Annotated in this window: 25 protein-coding genes and 1 other RNA gene; 11 read left to right on the top strand and 15 right to left on the bottom strand. The window is 33.3% G+C overall.

Annotated elements, in window-relative coordinates:
* Positions 1–22: 22 nt before the first annotated feature.
* Positions 23–481, bottom strand: coding sequence for a MarR family transcriptional regulator (locus VQL36_RS06065; RefSeq protein WP_349248448.1), 459 nt, complete (start codon positions 479–481; stop codon positions 23–25).
* A 120-nt stretch (positions 482–601) separates the two neighbouring features.
* On the opposite strand from VQL36_RS06065, the gene VQL36_RS06060 reads away from it, so the two are divergent.
* Positions 602–1903, top strand: a complete 1302-nt coding sequence (locus VQL36_RS06060) for an MFS transporter (protein ID WP_349248447.1) — start codon at positions 602–604, stop codon at positions 1901–1903.
* 10 nt (positions 1904–1913) lie between these two features.
* Here VQL36_RS06060 and VQL36_RS06055 read toward each other — a convergent pair whose 3' ends face one another.
* The 3 genes from VQL36_RS06055 to VQL36_RS06045 form a co-directional block, all read right to left on the bottom strand.
* Entirely contained in the window at positions 1914–2648 is a 735-nt protein-coding gene (locus VQL36_RS06055) for an exonuclease domain-containing protein (RefSeq protein WP_349248446.1), read from the bottom strand.
* A gap of 14 nt (positions 2649–2662) precedes the next feature.
* On the bottom strand, positions 2663–3733 hold the full coding sequence (locus tag VQL36_RS06050) for a DUF294 nucleotidyltransferase-like domain-containing protein (RefSeq protein ID WP_349248445.1): 1071 nt from the start codon (positions 3731–3733) through the stop codon (positions 2663–2665).
* A 106-nt stretch (positions 3734–3839) separates the two neighbouring features.
* Entirely contained in the window at positions 3840–5111 is a 1272-nt protein-coding gene (locus VQL36_RS06045; RefSeq protein WP_349248444.1) for an ammonium transporter, read from the bottom strand.
* Between the two features lie 462 nt (positions 5112–5573).
* Here VQL36_RS06045 and VQL36_RS06040 point away from each other — a divergent pair, with 462 nt between their 5' ends.
* On the top strand, positions 5574–6008 hold the full coding sequence (locus VQL36_RS06040) for a MerR family transcriptional regulator (RefSeq protein ID WP_349248443.1): 435 nt from the start codon (positions 5574–5576) through the stop codon (positions 6006–6008).
* 51 nt (positions 6009–6059) lie between these two features.
* Entirely contained in the window at positions 6060–6752 is a 693-nt protein-coding gene (locus tag VQL36_RS06035; protein ID WP_349248442.1) for a zinc metallopeptidase, read from the top strand.
* 70 nt (positions 6753–6822) lie between these two features.
* Here the strand turns inward: VQL36_RS06035 and VQL36_RS06030 are convergent, their stop codons facing one another.
* Together VQL36_RS06030 and VQL36_RS06025 are read right to left on the bottom strand one after the other, a co-directional pair.
* Positions 6823–7719, bottom strand: a complete 897-nt coding sequence (locus VQL36_RS06030) for a LysR family transcriptional regulator (protein WP_349248441.1) — start codon at positions 7717–7719, stop codon at positions 6823–6825.
* 62 nt (positions 7720–7781) lie between these two features.
* Complete coding sequence (locus tag VQL36_RS06025) at positions 7782–8384, bottom strand: rhomboid family intramembrane serine protease (RefSeq protein ID WP_349248440.1); 603 nt, start codon at positions 8382–8384, stop codon at positions 7782–7784.
* 93 nt (positions 8385–8477) lie between these two features.
* Here VQL36_RS06025 and tpx point away from each other — a divergent pair, with 93 nt between their 5' ends.
* Complete coding sequence (tpx, locus tag VQL36_RS06020; RefSeq protein ID WP_349248439.1) at positions 8478–8996, top strand: thiol peroxidase; 519 nt, start codon at positions 8478–8480, stop codon at positions 8994–8996.
* A gap of 57 nt (positions 8997–9053) precedes the next feature.
* Here tpx and VQL36_RS06015 read toward each other — a convergent pair whose 3' ends face one another.
* The 5 genes from VQL36_RS06015 to VQL36_RS05995 form a co-directional block, all read right to left on the bottom strand.
* A complete protein-coding gene (locus tag VQL36_RS06015) occupies positions 9054–9434 on the bottom strand; it encodes a DUF1499 domain-containing protein (RefSeq protein ID WP_349248438.1) in 381 nt (126 codons plus the stop codon).
* A gap of 66 nt (positions 9435–9500) precedes the next feature.
* The gene (sleB, locus tag VQL36_RS06010; protein WP_413789480.1) at positions 9501–10205 is read right to left on the bottom strand and encodes a spore cortex-lytic enzyme; all 705 of its coding nucleotides are present in this window, start codon (positions 10203–10205) and stop codon (positions 9501–9503) included.
* Between the two features lie 137 nt (positions 10206–10342).
* Positions 10343–10526, bottom strand: a non-coding RNA gene (ssrS, locus tag VQL36_RS06005) — 6S RNA.
* Between the two features lie 113 nt (positions 10527–10639).
* A complete protein-coding gene (locus tag VQL36_RS06000; RefSeq protein ID WP_349248437.1) occupies positions 10640–11350 on the bottom strand; it encodes a YesL family protein in 711 nt (236 codons plus the stop codon).
* 92 nt (positions 11351–11442) lie between these two features.
* A complete protein-coding gene (locus VQL36_RS05995; RefSeq protein WP_349251133.1) occupies positions 11443–12984 on the bottom strand; it encodes a DEAD/DEAH box helicase in 1542 nt (513 codons plus the stop codon).
* A 475-nt stretch (positions 12985–13459) separates the two neighbouring features.
* Between VQL36_RS05995 and VQL36_RS05990 the strand changes: the two genes are divergently transcribed.
* The 7 genes from VQL36_RS05990 to VQL36_RS05960 all read left to right on the top strand — a co-directional run bounded on the left by VQL36_RS05990 (position 13460) and on the right by VQL36_RS05960 (position 20330).
* Complete coding sequence (locus tag VQL36_RS05990; RefSeq protein ID WP_349248436.1) at positions 13460–14653, top strand: putative glycoside hydrolase; 1194 nt, start codon at positions 13460–13462, stop codon at positions 14651–14653.
* 233 nt (positions 14654–14886) lie between these two features.
* Positions 14887–15717, top strand: coding sequence for an amino acid ABC transporter substrate-binding protein (locus VQL36_RS05985; RefSeq protein ID WP_349248435.1), 831 nt, complete (start codon positions 14887–14889; stop codon positions 15715–15717).
* Positions 15704–16399 (top strand): ABC transporter permease subunit, encoded by a 696-nt coding sequence (locus VQL36_RS05980; RefSeq protein WP_349248434.1) that lies wholly within the window; start codon positions 15704–15706, stop codon positions 16397–16399. Before VQL36_RS05985 ends, VQL36_RS05980 begins: the two co-directional genes overlap by 14 nt.
* A gap of 25 nt (positions 16400–16424) precedes the next feature.
* A complete protein-coding gene (locus tag VQL36_RS05975) occupies positions 16425–17159 on the top strand; it encodes an amino acid ABC transporter ATP-binding protein (RefSeq protein WP_349248433.1) in 735 nt (244 codons plus the stop codon).
* Between the two features lie 395 nt (positions 17160–17554).
* Positions 17555–18181 carry an IS607 family transposase gene (locus VQL36_RS05970; protein ID WP_349247501.1) on the top strand — a complete coding sequence of 209 codons (627 nt, stop codon included), beginning with the start codon at positions 17555–17557 and terminating at the stop codon, positions 18179–18181.
* The gene (locus tag VQL36_RS05965; RefSeq protein ID WP_349247502.1) at positions 18159–19289 is read left to right on the top strand and encodes an RNA-guided endonuclease TnpB family protein; all 1131 of its coding nucleotides are present in this window, start codon (positions 18159–18161) and stop codon (positions 19287–19289) included. Before VQL36_RS05970 ends, VQL36_RS05965 begins: the two co-directional genes overlap by 23 nt.
* Before the next feature lie 363 nt (positions 19290–19652).
* Positions 19653–20330 (top strand): hypothetical protein, encoded by a 678-nt coding sequence (locus tag VQL36_RS05960; RefSeq protein ID WP_349248432.1) that lies wholly within the window; start codon positions 19653–19655, stop codon positions 20328–20330.
* A gap of 150 nt (positions 20331–20480) precedes the next feature.
* Here the strand turns inward: VQL36_RS05960 and VQL36_RS05955 are convergent, their stop codons facing one another.
* From VQL36_RS05955 to VQL36_RS05940, 4 genes are all read right to left on the bottom strand, one after another.
* Positions 20481–20840 (bottom strand): hypothetical protein, encoded by a 360-nt coding sequence (locus VQL36_RS05955; protein ID WP_349248431.1) that lies wholly within the window; start codon positions 20838–20840, stop codon positions 20481–20483.
* A 237-nt stretch (positions 20841–21077) separates the two neighbouring features.
* Complete coding sequence (locus VQL36_RS05950) at positions 21078–21284, bottom strand: DUF3906 family protein (protein WP_349248430.1); 207 nt, start codon at positions 21282–21284, stop codon at positions 21078–21080.
* A gap of 56 nt (positions 21285–21340) precedes the next feature.
* Entirely contained in the window at positions 21341–22309 is a 969-nt protein-coding gene (gene pfkA / locus VQL36_RS05945; protein WP_349248429.1) for a 6-phosphofructokinase, read from the bottom strand.
* A 24-nt stretch (positions 22310–22333) separates the two neighbouring features.
* Positions 22334–23413 (bottom strand): tetraprenyl-beta-curcumene synthase family protein, encoded by a 1080-nt coding sequence (locus VQL36_RS05940; RefSeq protein ID WP_413789479.1) that lies wholly within the window; start codon positions 23411–23413, stop codon positions 22334–22336.
* Positions 23414–23457: the final 44 nt, after the last annotated feature.

The following is a 23457-nucleotide window of genomic DNA, read 5'->3' as shown; positions in this document are numbered from 1 at the left end:
AAATCCTCAAAAAAAATTATTATTATTTTTTTAATAACTCCGTTAGCTTCTGAATGCATTTCTCAAATATTTCAATTTCATTTCCGTCTAATTGATCACTAAGTTCTTTATAAAAATTTTGATGCAATTCTCGATGTGCATGGAATGCCATCAATCCTTTTTCAGAGAGTGAAATTATTACAGCCCTAGAATCCTCATGATGAGGGGTCCTTTGAACAAGTCGTTTTGATTCAAGTTTTTTCACAATTTGTGATACAGCACCTTTCGTCACACTAAGTCTAGTAGCCAATTCACTCATAAGAATGCCGCCTTCACAGCTTATGGCATCTATTGTATGAATTTCACTCGGTGTTAACGGACCTGCATCACCAAATACACGTGGGTGTCGTTCCAGTTGTTTAAATTGCATAAATAATCGCCCTAAATGACGACTTCCCATATCTATATTTCTGTTTGATGGTTCCATATTTTTTCTATTCATAAATTTAGTTTAGTATATAAACTAAATTGTTGTCAACATTTTTATAACGTATGTTGATGAGTTATGCGGGAACATTAACATAAGTGTCTTTAATAAACATTCCTGACAAGGAGGCATCAAATGTTTAAAACGAAAAAAAAGAAACTGCAGATTTCTTTCGAGAGTGATATTGAATCTTTCCCTATTCATAAAAAAAACGCTAATGTTGAACAAAATAACGTTGAACATACTAAAGTTAATTTGCTTCTATATATGTCTTTATCTTCTGTTCCCATTGTTTTAGTTTTAGGTAATTCTATGATTATTCCCGTCCTCCCTGATATGCAGCGTGTAATGAACATAAGCCAATTTCAAACGAGTCTAACGATCACCTTATTTTCTGTATCAGCTGGATTGTTCATCCCTGTATTAGGATACTTATCCGATCGCTACAATAGAAAATCAATCATTATTCCTTCTCTGATTGTTTACGGTTTAGGAGGAGTGTTGGCAGGATTTGCAGCTGTGTGGCAATCCTATGTTTTAATATTAATAGCACGTATCATCCAAGGTTTAGGTGCAGCAGGAACCGCTCCTATCGCTATGGCATTAGTGGGCGACTTATTTAAAGGAGGAATGGAAAGCAAAACTCTAGGATTGATTGAAGCTGCCAATGGTACTGGTAAAGTGTTAAGTCCGATCATTGGATCATTACTAGCATTTATTATATGGTATGCGGCTTTTTTTGCTTTTCCTGTTTTTTGTCTTATTTCTTTATTAGGCGTCATATTTTTCATCAAAGAACCTAAAAAGAGAAAGAAAGCTATAAAATTAAAACCTTATCTAAAAAAAATTGTGTTCATATTAAAAAAGAAAGGACGTTGGTTAATCACTTCTTTCTTTGTTGGTTCATTGGCTTTGTTTATTTTATTTGGAGTTTTGTTTTATTTATCAGATTTATTAGAAAATAAACCTTATTCTATAGATGGCGTTTTGAAAGGATTTATTTTAGCAATTCCTTTATTAGGGATGGTTTTCACTTCATATATTACTGGAAGCAAAATTAAAAAAAATGGAGTTATCATTCGATGGGTATTGAATATTGGTCTCTTGATTTCTGTTCTTTCTCTAACGTTTACTATCTTTTTTTATAAAAATATTTACTTGTTTATATCCCTTATTACTTTGAGCAGTATTGGTACGGGCTTGGTATTACCCTGTATAAACACATTAATTACAGGATCTGTTTCTAGGAAGGAAAGGGGAATGATCACATCATTATACAATAGCTTAAGATTTTTAGGGGTTGCTTTTGGTCCACCGCTATTTAGTTGGTTAGTCGGTATTTCTGATCAACTCGTTTTTATTACAGTTACCAGTTTATCTGCAATTGCTCTTTTTCTGGTATTTTTCCTTATTCATCCTAATAAAAAAGTTAGTTGATCCGACCTTTCTATTTACCTAGGTAGGCATATAAATCTCCTAGAGTTGAGATGTTCTTTTTCATAATCTTTTGTAAAAATTTGATCCACAATTGAGCTGTCATTAATGAATCTTGTAATGCGTGATGCCTTTCCGTGATTGGAATATCATAAATATTTAATAAAGTGTCCAAATCATAATTTTGAACTTCTGGATGAAGCCACTTCCCTATAATCATACTATCCAAAACGCGATGAGATAGTCTAATTCTTGATGTTTTCCAAAGCGCAGAATTCAAAAATTGTTTGTCATGACCTGTACCATGCGCTAAAAGCACTCTTTTATTTACGAAGCCTAAAAATTGATGTAAAGCATCAATCAGCTGCGAACCTTTTAAAGCCATCTCATTTGTAATCCCAGTTAATTGCACAATATGATCAGGAATTTTTCTATTTGGATTTGTAATCGTATAAAATGTTTTTTTAGATCTAATCTCTGTTCCCTCTACTAAAACAGCACCTATCGAAATAATTTCATCACCTTGATTTGGGGAAAATCCTGTCGTTTCCAAATCAAAAACAACGACTTCTAATTGATTTAAAGGCATATCAGAGATGGATGTTTTTCTTTGATTTTTCATGACAGAACGAATAAATGCCATTTGCTGTGCATTTTGATTGTTGAACATTGAAGATACCGCAGGAGTGATCCCACCTTTTTTATACAAGTTCCACATTCTCCCTATTCCAGTTTTTTGTTGTTTCATCTTTTATCCCCCAGTTAACTTGATGAATCAATTTTCTTTTTAATATGTTTCTGCAATTTATTACCGATTCTTAAACTGCTTTTTAATTTTTCTCTTTGATCTTTTGTTAACTGTTTTGCTTTCAAAATACCATTGGAAGTATAAAGCCCATTTTCTTTCTTATAAAGTGTTTTAAAGCGTAGCTTGAAGATGTTAGTAAAAGCACTTTCATATTCTAATGCATAATGTTCAGGAACAAGGTTTAATTGTTTCAACTTTTGTATGCGTTCTAATGTGGAGGTTTCAAATATCTCCGCTTCAATCGATAATAAACGAATACCATTTACCATGGGAATGTAAGCTCCATATTTAATATCTAAACCTCCTGCTTCCTCCCCATATTGTTCTTTTATTAAATGACCAAATACACCAAGTAAAATTTTATGACGCAAAGTATTATGCATCATCTTATCTAGGATATGTGGAGTAGAGCTTGCTTTTTTTAAATATATTTCTTTCATTTTTCTAACTAATATACCTGCCCCATATACACTTCTACTGTCAGCTAAAATTAACAAATACCTTACATGCTCCCAATGAGGATCTTCAAACCAATCATTCATTTTTATAACCCATTCATCAAATGATTTATTCCAAAGAGAATTTGTACAAATCACTTTCCCTTCACATGGAGGATACCCTACTTTTTCAAGACCTTGTTCAATGCAAACTGCTAATTCTTTAAAATAACAATCCACTTTCTCTTTTTGATTGCTCTTTGTATTTTCATAAATTAATCCATTATCTTGATCACTCCACAAGGTTTGCTCTTGTCTCCCCCCACTGCCAAATAAAATAAAGTCATAAGAAACAGGAGGAGGACCAAATCCTCTGCCTTTTAATTCTATTTCAGACAAGGTAATGGTCCTCTGAATAAACAAATCATGAATTTGGTTGATTAATTTAATATCTTTAATTGTAATTTGTTCAATGGAGGAGTGGAAGTCCTGAATCATTTGATGGAATTGATCACGTTTTTCACCTAATTGTTCAAAGCTCACAGCATTAGATATTTTTATATTCAATTCATCAAAAGTAAAGTTCATGTTTCCATCCCCCTGATATGTTACACCTTTAGCTAATCCTAATGATTCCTACTATTACTATTCTACCAAATCATATTGTTTCTTTTACAATACTTTTACAGTTAAATTAGTTCATAGACTGTTTAATTTGCTCAGGATATCCATAACTTCCATGTTCACTTAAATCTAAACCGATAATTTCTTGTTCTTCTGTAACACGTAATCCCATAACAGCTTTCATAATGGCTAGGATAATGAAGGAAGCAACAAATGCGAACGCTCCTGATGTTACAACACCCATTACTTGAACTCCTAATTGAGTAAATCCACCACCATAAAATAAACCAGCTTGACCCCAATCTAATGTTTGAACTGCAAGAGTTTCCGTTGCGAATAAACCAGTGGAAATTGTCCCCCATACCCCAGCTGCTCCATGCACAGATAAAGCAAAAATTGGATCGTCAATTTTTAATTTTTCAAAGAACTTCATACTTCCAAATACTAATAATCCTGCAATGATACCGATTACTACTGCTGCCCAAGGATCTACGAAAGCACAAGATGCTGTAATTGCTACTAATCCTGCTAATGCACCATTTAACATTGTTGGTACATCCGCTTTTCCCGTAATTGCCCAAGCAATTAATAATGCAGCAATCGCACCTGCCCCAGCAGCTAATTGAGTATTTAATGCAACATATCCAAAAAATGCTTTTCCGACTTCTAAAGTACTACCAGCGTTAAAGCCGAACCAACCTACCCATAAAATTAAAACACCTAAAGCTGTAAACACTTGATTATGTCCATGAATTTCATTTGCAGAACCATCTTTATTAAATTTACCTATTCTAGGTTTTAATAGTATCGTTGCCGCTAAAGCTGCCATTGCACCTGTTAAGTGAACAACTGTTGATCCTGCAAAGTCTTGTTTTCCATGGTCAGATAACCATCCGCCTCCCCAGATCCAATGAGCAACTACTGGGTATACTAATGCTATAAATAATACAGAGAAAATTAAGTATGCTGCTAATTTTCCTCTTTCTGCAAAACCACCCCATGCAATCGTTAATGCAATTCCCGCAAATGCTAATTGGAACATGAAGTCAATCGTTTGAGGATATGCATCTCCATCAACCGCCTCAGGATTCGGATTTAAGAAGAAATCTCCCCATCCAATAAATGCATTTCCATCACCGCCATAAATTAATCCGTAACCTACTGCCCAAAATACTAACGTTGCAATTCCAAATGTAAAAATAGTTTTACCTGCAACATGACCTGCATTCTTCATTCTTGTTGAACCCGCTTCTAACAGAATAAAACCACCCTGCATAAAAATGACTAAAATCGTCGCTAACATCAGCCAAATTGAATTTAAACCGATCGTTGTTAAATCCATTAATATCACTCCTCATTTTTTATGTTAGTTTAATTAACATCATTTGATAATCTTAATGTCATTATAGTAGTACCAAGTGATTTTGACAACACTTTTTTTCAATATTTTTGTTCTAATTGCGAAAATTAAACTGTATATTATTGAAGATGGTTCGTGTTTTTGGTGGTAAATCATTATATCTAACATTTAATGTTAAATTTAAATGGGAGGAACCCAAAAGATGTTCTTAATAAATATTATCAACACCAAACTTATATAATCATCATATAAAACCTAAACGTTTGACTGTATCGTTAGGATTTATTATCATAAAGGTATACACTAAAAGTGAATCTTAATTTGGGTATACTCACCGATTAGTGATCCTCAAAAGTTAAGATTAGAGGGTGTTCTATAAACTCATTATTAAAAGATTCACTTTAATGAATAGAGTATGTATGTGAGGTGATCTAACATGGGGATATGAAGCTTTATAAAATTGGGGAGTTGTCCCAAATAGCTGGTCTAAGTTCGAGAACCGTTGATTATTATACAAAAATAGGTCTTATACATCCCATAAAACGACTGGAAAAAAATAATTATCGATTATATAATGATGAAACTTTACAGCGGTTAAAACGTATTGAAATGTTGAAGAAAGACAAATATTCTTTAGATGAAATAAAACATACACTTGATCAATTAGATAAAATTACAGAAGATACCTTAATCAAAGAGAAACTAACCTCTTTACAAGATCATTTAAAATTAGTGGAAAAAGATGTAAAGGAATTAAGTCCTGTCATTGAGAATTTAAAACCGAATCAAGCACAAAATATTTATAAACATCTTACACCACAAACGGCGGCATGTATGGAAGCATTATTATTTCTTCTAAATAAAGGTCCTTTAATGTAAATTAGCGGGATCGTCTTCTTTAAGTTATAACTAAATGGAGGGAAAGCAAAAATGTTTTTTTCATTAACTTATTGGTATATGGATGTACTCATATTAATTGCATTTGGTGTAACAATATGGGCTCAATTTCGAGTGAAAGGGACTTTTAATAAATGGGGAAAAGTTGCTAATTCTTCTGGATTAACGGGTTATGAAGCAGCTAGAAAAATGTTAGATGCAAATGGATTGTATGATGTACCAGTTGAACCAGTGAAAGGGGTATTATCTGATCATTATGATCCAATCAAACGAGTAGTGAGGTTATCAGAACCCGTCTATAACCAAAGATCTATTTCAGCATTATCCGTAGCTTGTCATGAAGTAGGACACGCCATCCAACATAGTGTGAATTACCCAATGCTTGTATTACGTCATAAGATGTTTCCTGCAGTGAATTTCACCTCTGGGGCTGCACCCTTTTTGTTAATTGGTGGATTTTTGTTTCAAGCAACAGGATTAATCTTAGCAGGTGTAATTTTCTTCTCAGTAGCTGTTGCCTTTCAATTGGTTACATTACCTGTAGAGTTTAATGCTAGTAACAGAGCAAGGGCCATTATGGTCTCTGAAGGCTATATTGGCAACCAAGAAGAGAGTGGTGTTGCAAAGGTATTAAATGCCGCGGCTTTAACTTATGTTGCATCTGCATTGGTTGCTTTACTCGAATTGCTTAAATACATTTTAATATTATTCAATAATAGAGAATAGTTCGGAAACTAAAAACCGCTCATTTGAGCGGTTTTTTTTACTTGAATTGAACTAATAAAACTCTAAAGATTTAGTTTGATCCTTTAAAATTATCTGTGATAAAACGTTTAAAAAATTCGGCAACAAGGGGAAGTTTTTCCTCTTTGCGGTGGATAATACCGATAGTACGATCTACAACTGGATCAATGACTTTTATTTTTGCAGGTTGTAAAGAGGTTAAGCTATTTTTTAAAGCAATTTCTGGTAGCAAGCTTACGCCCATTCCCGCAGCCACCAAACCTCTAATCGTATCTGTTTCCTCTCCCTCAAACCCTATATTGGGTGTGAATCCAGCAATTTCACAAGCATTCCATACGATAGTACGTAAAGAATACTCCTCATTAAACAAAACAAAAGAATCATCTTTCAGTTGATCTAATCGAATTTCTTTTTCATTAGACAAAATATGATCTGGAGGAAGTATTGCAAAAAGTTCTTCAGTAAGCAATATCTCACCTGTAACACAATCATCATCTTCTGGAAAGGGGGAAATCAAAGCTAAGTCGATTTCACCCTTCTTTAAAGATTTTATTAATGTATTATATTTTCCTTGCTTAAACCTAAATTTCACATTAGGATGAGTCTTTTTAAATTTTGATACCAATAGGGGGACAAAATCCACCCCTAAACTATGAGGAAATCCCAACCGTATTTCACCTAATTCAGGGTCCATAAACTCATGAACTTCCTCAACCGCTTTATCAAATTGACTAATAATTGATTCCATTCTTCTTAAAAAAAGTTTACCTACAGGGGTTAATTGCAAATTTCTTCCTTTAGGAATAAACAGTTTAACACCTAATTCCTCTTCTAATTGATGGATTTGACGACTCACTGCTGATTGAGCTACATGAAGCTCTTCCGCAGCTTTTGTAACATGTTGTTTGTTTGCGACTTTCACAAAGTATATTAATTGTCTAAGTTCCAAAATCAATCTCTCCAAAGTTTAATTCAAATTTTTAAATTTTTAATAAATATAGAATGAATTTCTTAAATATGATTTTTTCTTATCAGTAATGAAAAAGTTACAAAACCAGCAGCTAATCCCCCTAAATGTGCAGATATGTTTACACTTTCACTGAAAAAGGAATAAACCATGCCTACTGATAATATAACAATGACGGTAGTTCTTGATTGAGGGTCGATTCTATGCTTTAAATATACAACTATAAATAAATAAGCCCCTAATAGTCCATAAATTGCTCCGGAGGCACCTACTGAAAATAATTCTGTACCATAAACTGCAATACTAATGATATTCCCAATAATACCACTACAAAAATATAACACAATATATTTCAATTTACCTAATAATCTTTCTAATGCAGGTCCAAATAAAAACAAAGAAAATCCATTAAAAAGAAAATGCTCAAAACCTCCATGCAAAAACATTGAACTGATGATTCTCCACAGATCTGAAATTTCAGACGGATATATTAAAGCACCTAATAAATACAATGACACAACTTCACCATAAAATAATGAAAAAATAAAAGTAATGAAAAACATGATTAAATTGAGCCCTAGAAGGGTAGCAGTTACAGGATAGAATTTTAAATATTCACGAAAACTTTCAAAACGCAAAAATATCATTATTTTGCTCCTTTTTTATTGGACAAACGTTATTTAGAATGTTTATAATTAAGAAGATGTTTTTCTACTACATATTATAAGGAGGAATTGATTGTGACGCAAGAACGTACTGGAATTGCTACAGTTAAAGGGAACCCACTTACATTAATTGGACCTGAATTAAAAGTTGGAGATAAAGCACCAGATTTTAAAGTGAATAAAGATTTATTTACCGAGGTTTCACTTTCAGAATATGATGGAAAAGTGAAATTAATTAGTGTAGTTCCATCTATAGATACTGGAGTTTGCGATGCTCAAACTCGTAAATTTAATGAGGCAGCAGCTGAACTTGGTGACAATGTTATTATCTTAACCATTAGTGCAGACACTCCAATGGCTCAAGCACGCTGGTGTGGGGCTGCTGGTGTGGATAAGGTTGTGACTTTATCCGACTATAAAACCAATTCATTTGGTGAAGCTTTCGGCGTACTAATTAAAGAAATTCGTTTAGATATGAGATCCATCTTTGTACTTGATGAAAATAATACAATTCAATATACAGAGTATTTAAAAGAAATGACGGACCATCCAAATTACGAAGAAGCAATTAACGCTGTTAAAAAATTAGTATAACTTTAAATATAATAAAACAGCTAGAAGGATTTTCACCTCTAGCTGTTACATTTTTCATCATTCCTTAAATTGTGCGAATTTTTGATCAATTATTTTTAAAAGATCCAATATTGTTCGATAATTAGAACCCAAATCCCCAAAATTTCCTCTTGATGCTGAATAAATATCAATCGCTGTTTTTATTGGGTTAATATCATATAAAGTAATTGTTACGTCCTGCACTCTTCCTGATATTGTTCTTTTTTCTATAATCAATTCTCCAACACTTTTCACTTCATGAACGACTTTAATTTTATGCTGTTTCAAAACATAAATGAGCTCGTCCCATAATTTATCTTTAGAAACTTTAAAAGTTCTAGTCTCAAGACCTGGATATTTTGCCTTATCACCAGTTTGCTCAAAACTTCTAAATAAACCTATTAAATTTCTTTTTATCATTATACATTTCCCCCGTTCCTATTTCTATCATCTTATCAGACTTCAGAACGAAGAAAAAGTGGAAAATCAATAAGCAAAAATATGACTATCAATTTTCTTAATTTGCGGACGACTCCAAATCCATTCACTAGTGGCAGTATCAGGATTGAAATAATAGATAGCTTCTTTGGTTGGGTCCAAACCATTAATCGCATCATATACAGCTTTATATGCTTCCGCATCCGGTTCTAACCAGATTTGCCCATCAGCTACAGCTGTAAATGCTCTTGTTTCAAATATTACACCTTTAACAGTATTAGGAAAATCAGGATGTTCAACACGGTTTAAAATAACTGCCGCAACAGCAACTTTACCTTCATACGATTCCCCTCTAGCTTCACCATATACAGCTTGTGCCATATACTGGATATCTTGTGAACTAAATTCTGTATTTAATTCGGGTCCTGCTGGAGTAAGATATAAATCTTTAGATGCTTTTAAAAGCATCTCTTTTGTTTTCTCACCAGCAATACCATCTACCTGTTCTAAACCAAATTTCGTTTGAAAATTCCTAACTGCTTCTTTTGTTACTGTACCGTAAATACCATCAATTTCTCCTGCATAAAAACCAATATATTTTAAACGTTTCTGCAAATCAATTACGTTTTGACCTTTAGCTCCAACATCCATAATTTGTTCAGTAAAAGCATGGGATTGAGTGGACATGAATGGACTGAACAAAAGCGAAAAGCTTAGGAATGCTGAGAAGCTGACTTTAAGAATGTAATTCATTCTAGCACCTCCATATTTTTTTGCGTTTATTCAGCAACTTAAAGATAGGACCATATGAACAAATAATCACCTTGATTAAATGGTCTAAAAATACTTTTTTTAGTATTTTTGGGGATAATTTACAGTTTTTGCTTGAGAAAATACCCGCTTATGCCGTACGATTCCTGTGTTTCATGAACCCGCTCTCGCAGGTGGGTTTCCTCACTAATACTTTTGAAGTCCCCTGAATTGGGGCATGACAGCCATATTATTTATTGGGATCCCGTGAAACAGTCATTGGTTCAAAACAACTTAGAATCTGAACGAACATCGCAGGATTTTGTTGTAACTTAATTATATCATTTTAGGTAAGAAAGTAAACCTATAGGGATGAATTAACAAAACAGAACTATTTGATGCAGCGTAGCCATATCATGGATAACAGATGCCTGTGACTATTTACTATCGCTGTTTTCCTCTAGACTATGTATTTTTTGAATAAGCATATTGAAATAATAATAAGTACAAAATGCCATCGCACTTCCCATAAAAATAACAATAAGAAAAGTGAAATATTGGAAGCTTATATACAATATCAAAAAGTTTGTCAATGCTAACCCTAGCGAATATAGTGGTTTACCTATAGTTAAAACAAAAGTATTTTTAAGTAACACATTAAGTTTCAAATGCAAATGAACCATCAATGGGAAAAAATAAAATAATGATATGATTAATATTACTAAAAGAATCAAAATAAATATGGATAAAAACTGTAAATTGTTAGAGTAATTATTATAAAAATCAATATTAACGATCATAACCGTAAATAAAATACAATAAAAGAATCCACCTAACATACTTTGCAAATAATTTTCTTTATATCCTTTAAAATATGTTTTAAATAATGGCGCATCTTCTGCACCAGTTAACCATTTTCTAACTACCACAAACATCGCAGCTGTAGCTGGGAATAGTGTGAATGGCGAGATTATGGCTATAATAATAAAATTCATAATGACTTGACTTGTTTCTTCCATGAGTAAAGATGTTAAAACAAAAAACACAACAGGTAAAGAGCACAACAACCATAAAAGATTAATAACAGAAAATCTCATGATCCATTCAGATACTCTATAAAGCCCACTCATTATACCATTAGTTTCCATATCCTTACCTCCCTTAACTACAATATCACAACCTTATGTATTTTTGCTTCAAAATAAGGCCATTGAGTATGAACTCAACAGCCAATTTTAGTTTAAATATGTTTTCCTGCTTTTTGATATTGTTTTTTATCGCCCTTCTCATTAAAACGAGCAGAACGAGATGATTTTGAATTAGCATTGCTGCCTTTATACCCACTACCTTTGTAACTGTTACCTTTATAACCGCTGCTTTTGTATCCTCCACCGCTTTTTGAACCGCCATTATTTGAACTTGTAACACGTCTTCTAAATGGTTGTCTCTTTTTCTTTCCTCGTATTGGTTCCTCAGGAGTTAATTGAATTCTTACTTCTTGTTTATCATCACCGGTTAGAAGTTTAAATGCTGCGGCTAAAACATCAACTGAATCATATTCCTCTAAAAGCTGGATGGAGATTCCTTTATATTGTGTAAATTCTTTAGATTGAATCACATTTAATAATCTCTCAGCCATAATCTTTTGTTTACCTTCAAGTGCTTCAGAGAAGCTAGGTAAAGGCTTTTTGAATATTTTATGTCTTGTCACTTTTTCAATAAAATGAAGATGATCCGTTTCCCTTGGAGTTACAAAGGTCCATGCAGATCCTTCCTTACCTGCACGACCAGTACGACCAATTCTATGCACATAACTTTCTGGATCCTGCGGCAAATCAAAATTTATTACGTGACTAACACCAGAAACATCTAATCCACGAGCAGCTACATCTGTAGCTACTAATACATCTATACTTCCATCACGGAACTTTCTCATGACTTGATCACGTTGATTTTGTGTTAAATCACCATGTAATCCCTCCGCTGGATAACCTCTTTTTTTAAGAGCTTCTGATAGCTCATCAACACGTCGCTTCGTACGACCAAATACGATGGCTAAATCAGGGGATTCCATATCAAGCAATCTACCTAAAGCTTCAAATTTTTGTCTTTCATGAAGTTCAATATAATACTGAGATATGTTAGGTGAACTTACTTTCTTAGGTGCTACAGATATATGTTTTGGATCTGTTAAAAATTGCTGTGCAAGTTTCTTAATGTTAGGAGGCATCGTTGCAGAGAATAACATCGTTTGACGCTCCTCTGGCACCAATTTTAATATGGATTGAATATCCTCCATAAATCCCATATCTAACATTTCATCGGCTTCATCTAAAATTACAGTATGAACATCACTTAGTTTTATCGTTTTTCGACGAATATGATCTAATAACCTTCCTGGTGTACCGATAATAATTTGTGGCTTTTTCTTTAAGGCACGAATCTGCTTCACAATATCCTGCCCGCCGTAAATAGGTAAGGAACGAATGCCCTTGAACTTGGATAACTTATTGATTTCCTCAGCAACCTGTATGGCTAGTTCACGGGTTGGAGCCATTATGAGGGAAACAATTTTTTGCTCTTCTTTTTCAATCTTTTGAATTAAAGGTATGGAAAACGCAGCTGTTTTTCCCGTTCCAGTCTGTGCTTGACCAATTAAATCCGTTCCTGATAAAGCTTCTGGAATAGTTTGGGCTTGTATTGGTGTTGCTTCTTCAAACCCTAAATCTTGTATTGCTTGAATGACTGATCGTTCAAGCTTGAAATCATTGAATGTTGTCAAAACTAGTTCAAACTCCTTTGCAAATACGTTTTTTTCATAAATAACCGACAAATTCAGTAAGTCATTTAGATATCCCAAAAAAATGACGAAGCGCTCTAACAAAATCCGACTTCTATTAGGGACCGAAACAAACTTACTACTTTATGTTTCTGATTATTCATGAGCCGACTTGAGTAGAAATCACACTTTTCTATCATTAAAAAAAGCATTTCCCTTTAAGCAAGGAAACACTTGCCATCATCTTTTTTAGATATATACAATCATATCACAGTTTTATAAAAGAATACAAATGATGAATTACATTTATTATCTACAATTTTCCAAATAAAATAAAGAATTAAACTTTTAAAAGAAATTTCTGAAACGTAGTCAAAACCATCTTAAAAAAAGGAAAAAAAACAAAAAAATTACTCTGTTCGATTACACAGAAGTATCATATAATTATACTAGTACATCAATGAATTGGGGGAAGATAATGGAACTTATATTTGCACTTTTATTCACATTATGGGGAAATGTTAACGACAACACACAGCAAAATCAATCTGTAGCACAATTGTTAGAAAATGCAATGCATTTTAGAAATTCAATTGTTGAAGAAGAATCAATGACTTATCCTAAGGACGAAAACATTGGTACCGCTGAATGGATAAAGAAAGACCCCCAACCAGAAGGAATTCCTGACATTAAAGGCGTATATTCTACAGCATACACTGCTAACGGAGGAAGCAAGTTTGACACCATATTACAACTTATGGACGAAACAGAACTTAACTCCATTGTTGTAGATATTAAAGATGATTACGGATATGTTACATACAAGTCAGAGAATCCTGAAATCGTAAAGTATGGAAATACCAAACCATTTATTAAAGATGTAAATGATTTAATGTCTACATTAGAAGCTCATGATGTATACCCTATTGCAAGAGTTGTTGTTTTTAAAGATTCCGTCCTTGCCAAACAACGACCTGATTTATCTTTTTTAAATACAAATGGGTCTGTTTGGTTTAATGGAAAGGGAGATGGATTTGTAAATCCATATGTACAAGAAGTTTGGGAATACAATGTTGAAGTTGCTAAAGAAGCTGCAAAGTTAGGGTTTAAAGAAATTCAATTTGATTATGTTCGTTTTCCTGAAGGTTTTGAGAAGAGAGCAGATATTTTAACCTATCATCAAACAGACATCTCACGAACGGATGTTGTCGCAGATTTTGTGAAATACGCTCGTGAACAGCTTAATCCATTAGGTGTCCGTATTTCTGTTGATATTTTTGGATATGCAGCTTCAGTTCCAGCAGCTGAAGGAATTGGCCAGGATTTTAATAAAATCTCAAAATATGTTGATGTCATCAGTCCCATGGTATATCCAAGTCACTACTCTACAGGTTGGTTTGGTTCTACAGTTCCAGATGCTGCTCCTTACACAACCATTTATGGTTCAATGATTGACACTCATAAAAAACTTGAGGAAATTCAGGAATATAAACCAGTGATCCGACCATGGATTCAAGATTTTACAGCAACATGGGTTAAAGGATACATTCCTTATGGTAAAAAAGAAGTGGAAGAGCAAATAAGAGCTTTACATGATTCAGGCGTAAACGAATTCCTACTTTGGAATGCTGGAAATAGATTCTCACCAGACGTTAATTATGATTTACAATAATCACCAGAGGTTTTCAATATAATGTATAGAAACAAAAAAGTTACCGAAAATATTAAAACTCGGTAACTTTTTTGTTGCAATGCATTTCCACAGCATATTTGTTACTAAGTTTCACTTCCAAACCAACTGTGTTATAGTATGGTTTGGATTATTGTTCTATCTTAACAAGTTTTTAGTATAAAATGGATGTGTGACAGAAATCTATTTCAATTTAAACATTTGGGGGTAAAAAAATGAAAAAAAGAATGACAATTGCGTTATCTTTTCTTATTGTTATCGCAATGATAATAACAGCTTGCGGACAGTCAGATGAAAATAATGAATCCACAGAGGAGAATGAAATTCCATCTGAAGAACAGACAGACTTGCTAGCCAACATTCAAGAAAGTGGTGTTTTAAAAGTAGGTACTGAGGGTACATATCCGCCATTTACGTTCCATGATGATAGTGGTCAATTGACAGGGTTTGACGTAGAAATTGCTCGTGAAATTGCTGCTCGTTTAGGGGTTGAAGCAGAGTTTCTAGAAACACAATGGGATGGTATTATGGCAGGATTAGATGCTAAACGTTTTGATGTGATTGCGAATCAAGTAGGAATTAGGGCAGATCGTAAAGAAAAGTATGATTTTTCAATTCCCTATATTACTTCTTCTGCTGTCATTGTAACAAAAGCAGATAATGATGCTGTCAATAGTGTTGAGGATATCAAAGGACTAACTTCTGCACAATCTTTAACAAGTAACTATGAAAGTATAGCTCTAGAATATGGCGCTGTTATTGAACCTGTGGAAGGATTTACACAAGCCATATCACTTATACAATCAAATAGAGTAGATATCACGATAAATGATCGACTAACCGTGTTGGATTACATAACACAAAAAGGTGAGGAAAACATCAAAGTCATTCCTACGATTGAAGAGAAATCACCGAGTGGTATTTTGATAAGAAAAGGAAACGAGACATTAGTAGAAGCCATCAACAAAGCTATAGAAGAAATGATGGAGGACGGCACATATTTAGAAATTTCAATGAAATGGTTTGGTGAAGATGTATCTAAATAATTCGTTTATAAATTTGGAATTCACTGAATTGTATGACTTAGCACAAAGCTCCCTAATTCCATTATTAGAGGGAGCTTTGTATTACACAATTCCATTAACCATCATTTCATTTATTATTGGATTAACTTTGGCTGTTCTATCCGCAGTTGCAAGAATTTCTACAATTAAGTTTTTACAAACTATATCTAGAATTTATGTTTCTATTATAAGAGGTACCCCTTTACTCGTTCAGTTATTTATTATATTTTATGGATTACCTAATATTGGAGTTACACTTGATCCATTTCCTTCGGCCATTATTGGATTTTCTTTAAATGTAGGGGCATACGGTTCAGAAATTATTAGAGCTTCTATTCTCTCTATTCCTAAAGGACAATGGGAGGCTGGTTACTCCATTGGAATGTCCTACACTAAAACTTTACAAAGAATCATCTTACCACAAGCAGCCCGGGTATCTGTTCCGCCATTATCTAACACATTCATAAGTCTAGTTAAAGATACATCGTTAGCCTCTTTAGTTCTTGTAACAGAATTGTTTCGTAAGGCTCAACAAATTGCAGCAAAAGAATATGAATTTTTATTATTATATATAGAAGCAGCCATTATTTATTGGGTTATTTGTTTTATATTGTCTCTGTTGCAAAATAAAATTGAAAATAGATTAGAAAGATATATTTCATAGTAAGTAATCTTGAGGAGTTAACTATATGATAAGTATAAACGGTTTAGTTAAGAACTTTGGTGAGCTAGAGGTAATCAAAGGGATTGACCTTAACATAGAGAAAGGTAAAATCGTGGTTCTAATCGGTCCTTCTGGATCAGGTAAAACTACTTTTTTAAGGTGTTTAAACGTATTAGAGACACCAACAGAAGGCAAAATACAAATTGATGGAAATGTTTTAGATTTTTCAAGATCTGTTTCTAAAAAATCAGTGACACAATTTCGTTCTTTAACTGGGATGGTATTTCAAAGTTATAACTTATTTCCTCATATGACCGCTTTAGGAAATGTAATGGAAGGACCAGTTACAGTGAAAAAAATCCCAAATGCTGAAGCAAGAAAAAAGGCTGAAGATCTCCTTCAAAAAGTAGGCTTAGCAGATAAAATAGATTACTATCCTTTTCAATTATCAGGTGGACAGCAACAACGAGTTGGGATTGCACGAGCTTTGGCAATGGAACCAAAAGTGATGTTATTTGATGAACCGACCTCAGCACTTGATCCTGAGCTTGTGGGTGAAGTTTTAAGAGTAATGGAAAACCTTGCAAATGAAGGAATGACGATGATAGTTGTCACACATGAAATGCGTTTCGCTAAGGATGTAGCTGATGAGGTTATTTTTATAGACGGTGGTTATATAGTAGAACGCGGGCATCCAGATCAAATATTTAATCATCCAAAAGAGGAACGTACCAAACAATTTTTAAGCGTATTTGAATAATTTTCAAAGTCTAGGACATAAGTTTAAAACTAATTAATTATTGCACAATATGCATAAATAATACCGTATGAAATCAAGGTTTATAAATTTGACTTCATGCGGTTTATTCATTTTGTAACTTTAAATGCTTTTTATAACTTTTGTTCATGTTTCAAATTTCTCTCCCCATTCAACTTCTCATTTTAGAAATAATGATATCTCAAACTATTTACCATAGAAAGCATATTATCTTTCACAAAGTATTTTTATTAAATAATACCTTGCATTATAAAGTAATATATTATATTATGTTTGTAGGAGGGTAATAACAGTTAAATAACAATTATGAAAGTCTATAAAACTCTTTATCTTTTTTATACTATAGTTGGTATAATTAGGATAAGGAGTTGATAGATTTGAAATACTACTCAATAGGCCAATTTGCAAAGTTAATTGGAAAAACAAAGGATACATTGCGAAATTGGGATAAACAAGGAAAATTTAAGCCTGATCACGTGTCAGTTAGTGGTTATCGATATTATTCTCAAGAACAACTTAATCACTTCTTAGGTATTAAAGGAGAAAAGCAATTAAACAAAAAAGTCATAGGTTATTGTAGAGTGTCCTCCCATAAGCAAAAAGATGATCTTGAAAGACAGATAGAAAACGTAAGAACCTATATGTTAGCAAAAGGTTATCAATTTGAAATCATTTCTGATATTGGCAGTGGGATTAACTACAATAAAAAGGGATTAAATCAACTCATAGATAAGATTACGAATTCAGAAGTAGAGAAAGTAGTCATCCTTTATAAAGATCGTTTAATTCGATTTGGTTTTGAATTAATAGAAAATCTATGTGACAAATATGGAACAACAATTGAAATTATAGATCACACGGAAAAAACCGAAGAACAAGAATTAGTTGAGGATTTAATTCAAATTGTGACTGTGTTTAGTTGCAGACTTCAAGGTAAAAGAGCCAACAAAGCTAAGAAAATGATTAAGGAGTTAGTTGAAGATGATCCTAGCCAAGAAAATTAGAATCAAGCCGAATGAAGAGCAAGAGCAGAAGCTTTGGCAATCCGTTGGTACAGCAAGATTCATCTACAACTGGACATTGGCAAGACAAGAAGAAAACTACAACAACGGTGGGAAGTTTATCTTAGATGGTACGTTGAGGAAAGAACTAACCCAATTAAAGAAAACTGAGTTGCAATGGCTAAATGAAGTGTCAAATAACGTGGCTAAACAAGCTGTTAAAGATGCTTGTAATGCTTATAAACGTTTCTTTAAAGGTCTGGCTGACAAACCAAAGTTTAAGAGCAGACGTAAAAGTAAACCATCGTTTTACAATGACACGGAAAAGTTGAAAGTAAAGCCAATGAAAGTGTTGATCGAAAAGGTAGGATGGGTTAACACAACTGAACAAATTCCGATGGAAGTGAAATACATGAACCCTAGAGTAAGTTTTGACGGAAAGTACTGGTATTTATCCGTTGGAGTGGAAGAAGAACAATCGAAAATTGAATTAACAGATGAAGTTATCGGTGTTGATGTAGGTATTAAAGATTTAGCTGTATGTAGTAATGGAATGACGTTTAAAAATATAAACAAAACAAAAAGAATCAAAAAGATGGAAAAGAAGTTGCGTAGGTTGCAACGCACCCTATCAAAAAAATATGAAATGAATAAGGAGGGAAACCGTTTCGTCAAAACATGCAACATTATAAAACTCGAAAAGAAAATAAAGTTAGTACACCGTAAATTAGCAAATATAAGAAACAATTATTTGCATCAAACAACGAATGAGATCGTGAAAACCAAGCCATCTAAAGTTGTTATGGAAGATTTGAATATTAAAGGCATGATGAAAAACAAACATTTATCCAAAGCGATTGCAAAACAATGTTTACATGAGTTTAAAAAACAAATGGAGTACAAATGTAAGTTTTATGGAATTGAATTAATACTCGCTGATAAATGGTATCCATCTTCTAAGACATGTAGTTGTTGTGGAGAAGTAAAAAAAGACCTTAAACTATCAGATCGTACATACCAATGTAATTCATGTGGTTTGGTGATAGATCGAGACTATAATGCAAGTCTGAATCTATCAAACTATCAACAAATCAGCGTAATATCACTTTAAAAGATATCGTTGATGTGTACCATTCGTTGTATGGGAATTTACGCCCTTGGATGTGTTATATCAAACGAGAGTAGCCATGGCAAAATCGGACACGATGAACAGGGAAATAAACATGACTTTATAGAGTTTTATAAGGTTTTGGCAACGGTGAACTATATTGGAACCCACAATTTAATGATGAATCAGTGAACTCGTTTAAGCAAAACTTAAACATCGAGAAATCAGATGGAGACTCTACTCCACCTGATTTGAAGATACCACCTAGAGAGGTGGGCGTCTGTACGCAAAATATTTTTGGATAAATACATGAGCCTTAAAAAGAAGAGATATTTAAATAAAATGAAAAATACGGAGGATTTTAAAATGTTTAAAAAAACGTCATTAAAAAAATCTATTACAATGACTGCATTAGCTGTAGGATTTGGTTTAGTCGGATTAATGGGTGCATCTTTAGCGGGGGGTGAAAAATCTTATTACATATCTCAGGAAACTAAAGAAGCAAAATTATTTGAACAGGCAAGAACATTAGACCTAAAAACCGATGGAAAGTCTTTTGATGAATTACTTTCAGAAGTACAGGCTGCTCAACTTTTTAAGGATGCAGAAACATTAGGGATAGAAAAATATGGAAAATCCATTGATGAATTAAGCGATGAAGTTTGGGAGGCTAAACTTGTAAAATATGTAGGTTCATTAGACATAAGTATAGAAACCGACGGAAAATCTTTTGACGAAGTCTATAAAGAATTTAAAGTTATTCGCTTTTTAAAACAAGCAGAAACATTAGGCATAGAAGTAAATGAAAAATCTTTTAATGAAGTAATAGAAGCATACCAAAAAGCCTTTCCAGAAGTAGTAGCACTAGATAACATTACAACAACAGAAGGTTTCTTAGAATATTACTCTCCTAGTTTCCGTACAGATGGATTAAAATTGACATCAAGTGCTAATGTTTTACCATCGCAGCAGACTGTAGAGGGCATGGGTATAGATTTCGACACTTTGTTATATGGTCCTTGGTATGGAGTATGGGCTGAATAATTAGAAAAAATTTACTTTTTTAAGTAGCCAGTAACCCTTGTCTAAATGTAGGGATAACAAATCTACGAAGTCAGAAAGTAGCGAAAAGACAAAATGATATGTTACGATCATTTGAATAGAGTAAAGGGCAGTTAACACACTGCCCTTTATTCATGAGGTAGTTTCATTTTCTATCTCTTTAATCTCTTCATCAGTTAAGTTAAATTGTTTCTTAAACTCTTCCACAAGACTAACTGTAATTCCTATATCTTCAGGTAAGGTCTCTATCCAGTCATAAAATTCCTCTTCACCTACATGTCTAATTACTGCTATTGAAATTGAATCATTTTCAAAACGATCGTAAACAAAATCTGGATCCGTATTATGGAAAGTTCCATACTTCTCATAAAGTTCTTTCTCTTTTTTAATAAAATCATTATTTTTTTCTGCATCTTCTATGGTTTCTACATCAGAACAAGCCGAAAAAATAAGCGTGCATAATAAAAGAATGAAATAAAGTACATATTTCATATGTGAATCCTTCCCCCTTATCTGATACAAATAATTTTATCCAATAATATACTGTTTACTACATTTAGTAATAGTCATCAATTTGAAAAATACGACGAACCGCATACATTAATGGGGAAAATTCTTAAATGATAAAAAAAACTCGCCTTTGGCGAGCCTTGTAGTGAAAATATAGAAATCGTTGTCATTACAATATGTGTTGATTTCTAGGAAAAGAACTGGTTTGCTACTCAATTTTTATTGCTTTGTCTCAATTACATATCCGGAACCTTTATTTAAACGTTTCTTTTCAATTATACAACTCTCTAACACTTTTGGCATTTTCACAAAATGCACAGCTAGTGATGATTCTGCATAATCAAAAGCTTTCTCATCAGATTCAGCGATGACTACTATATAAGTCAACTGATCTTCCAATTGAATTTCCAGTTTATATAAAAACATAAATACCCTACTTCCTTTTAAAGCATCCTACTCAATGACTCCATTCCATAAGATTATTATTTTGACAAACGTAATGCTAATTCAAAAAGTTCGTGATTAAATTCTTTTTTTGTAGTTACAACGGTATCGATGTCTGTAGCAACTAATTCATTTTTAATAATGCCACATCCTTTACCAGATTCCCCTGCAATGAGTTGACTTACAGCAAAATCTCCTAAACGACTAGCAAGGATACGATCATTATGAGTTGGAGTCCCACCTCTTTGTATATGTCCTAATACAGTGACTCTAGGTTCCATTCCACAATGTCCTGAGATTATTTTACAAAAGTCTTCTCCTTTTCCTACACCTTCAGCTAAAACAATAATACTGTGCCTTTTCCCATGGGCAAAATTATTTTCCATTCTTGCTGCAACCTTTTCTAAATCAAATGGTATTTCAGGAACTAAAATCGTTTCAGCTCCACTTGCAAGTCCAGCATACAAAGCTATATCCCCTGAGGAACGCCCCATAACTTCTACAAGTGAAGCTCTCTGATGTGAGGTCATTGTGTCCCTTAATTTATTAATAGCATCTACAACAATGCTGACTGCTGTATCAAAACCTATCGTAAAATCAGTAAATGGGATGTCATTATCTATTGTTCCTGGCAGTCCCATTGTTTTAATGCCAAGTTTACTTAATTTTTGTGCACCTTTATATGATCCATCGCCACCAATAACTACAAGACCATCTATCCCTCTTTTTCTAAGATTTTCTGCTGCGAGTTTTTGGCCTTCTTCAGTTTTAAACTCTAAACATCTTGCAGTTTGTAATATTGTACCGCCACGATGGAGGATATCACCAACACTTCTTAGATCCATTTTTCGAATGTCATCGTTAATCAAACCTGTATATCCTTTTTGCACACCATATACTTCTAAACCGTTAAATAATGCACTTCGTACAACTGCACGAACCGCAGCATTCATCCCTTGGGAATCTCCGCCACTTGTTAATACTGCTATTGATTTTACAGCTGTCATGTCATATTCCTCCTTATATGTTCCTTACTTTAATTTTCTAATCCACACACTATTCAGCCTAAAAAATAGTCGCATAAACGAACTTTTTTTCATTAATTTTTTTGAAATCAATTTCACTTCAGATTGGTTCTTTATTTTTGGATCAGATAAATAAAGAGCTAAGAGCCCTTCAATAATCATTTGATGAAAAGATGAGTTTGGCAATAGATGCAGACCTCGATTCGCTTCTTCAAAAATAAACTCTATTCTGTTAATCGTCATTTCATTACTTTCATAATAACTGCAAAAATTTAAATCTCCGCCCTTTTCATCTTCTTCCTGATCAATCAAATAATCTAATAAAATATGTAAACCACATATGTGTGGAAAATAACTCTTTTTAATGTTTTCAACGGTTTCAACACTCAAATTTTCATCTGTTGCGGCTAAAAAAAGCATAAATACACCTAAAGTTGAACCCGTTGCTGCTGCAAATTCATTCCATTGTAGATTTGGATAAGAATGACTATATGATCCCCACCATTGTAATAATTGATCCTCACGCAAATCATGCCTAATGTGTTTATAAACTTGTAAGTCACAATAATATGAAACTAATTCTTTTATATATGGTTTTACTAAATCATATCTTGGCAATAAACATATACAAGATTGACAAGTTTTCACTAATTGATGTAAATAGCCCCCATCATTTTGATCCGTTCGATTTGCATAATAGTTTTGTAATGAAGCAGAAGGATCTATCGCATCTAACATTGATTGATGCAACAAACGAAAATCATCTGCATCCATAGAAACACTGCGATCACAAAGGTTGTCCAAATAATCGCTAATGGTTTGAAAAGCCACAATGAGTGGAATAAGCACATGCCGTTGTGGTAAATTAGCCACAGCATAAACAGAACCGCCTTGGCAATGAAATTGTTTTGTTGTCATGCTAGCAATCGCTTGTCTTTTCAACTCATCATTTGGAATTTGATCTGCAACTACTCTCCACTGTTTAAGTTGATCTTTTACTTCAGGCAAGACATAACGATAGACCCTAAACATTAAACTCAATGGATAACTTGGAACCATCGTTTGTTTTGTTTTTAATCTACTCAAAACTTACCTCCATATATGCTTGTCAAAATTTATTTCTTCTCATT

It is taken from the genome of Chengkuizengella sp. SCS-71B (assembly GCF_040100845.1).
Lineage (GTDB): Bacteria > Bacillota > Bacilli > Paenibacillales > KCTC-33759 > Chengkuizengella.
This window is presented reverse-complemented; position numbering and strand designations above follow the sequence as displayed.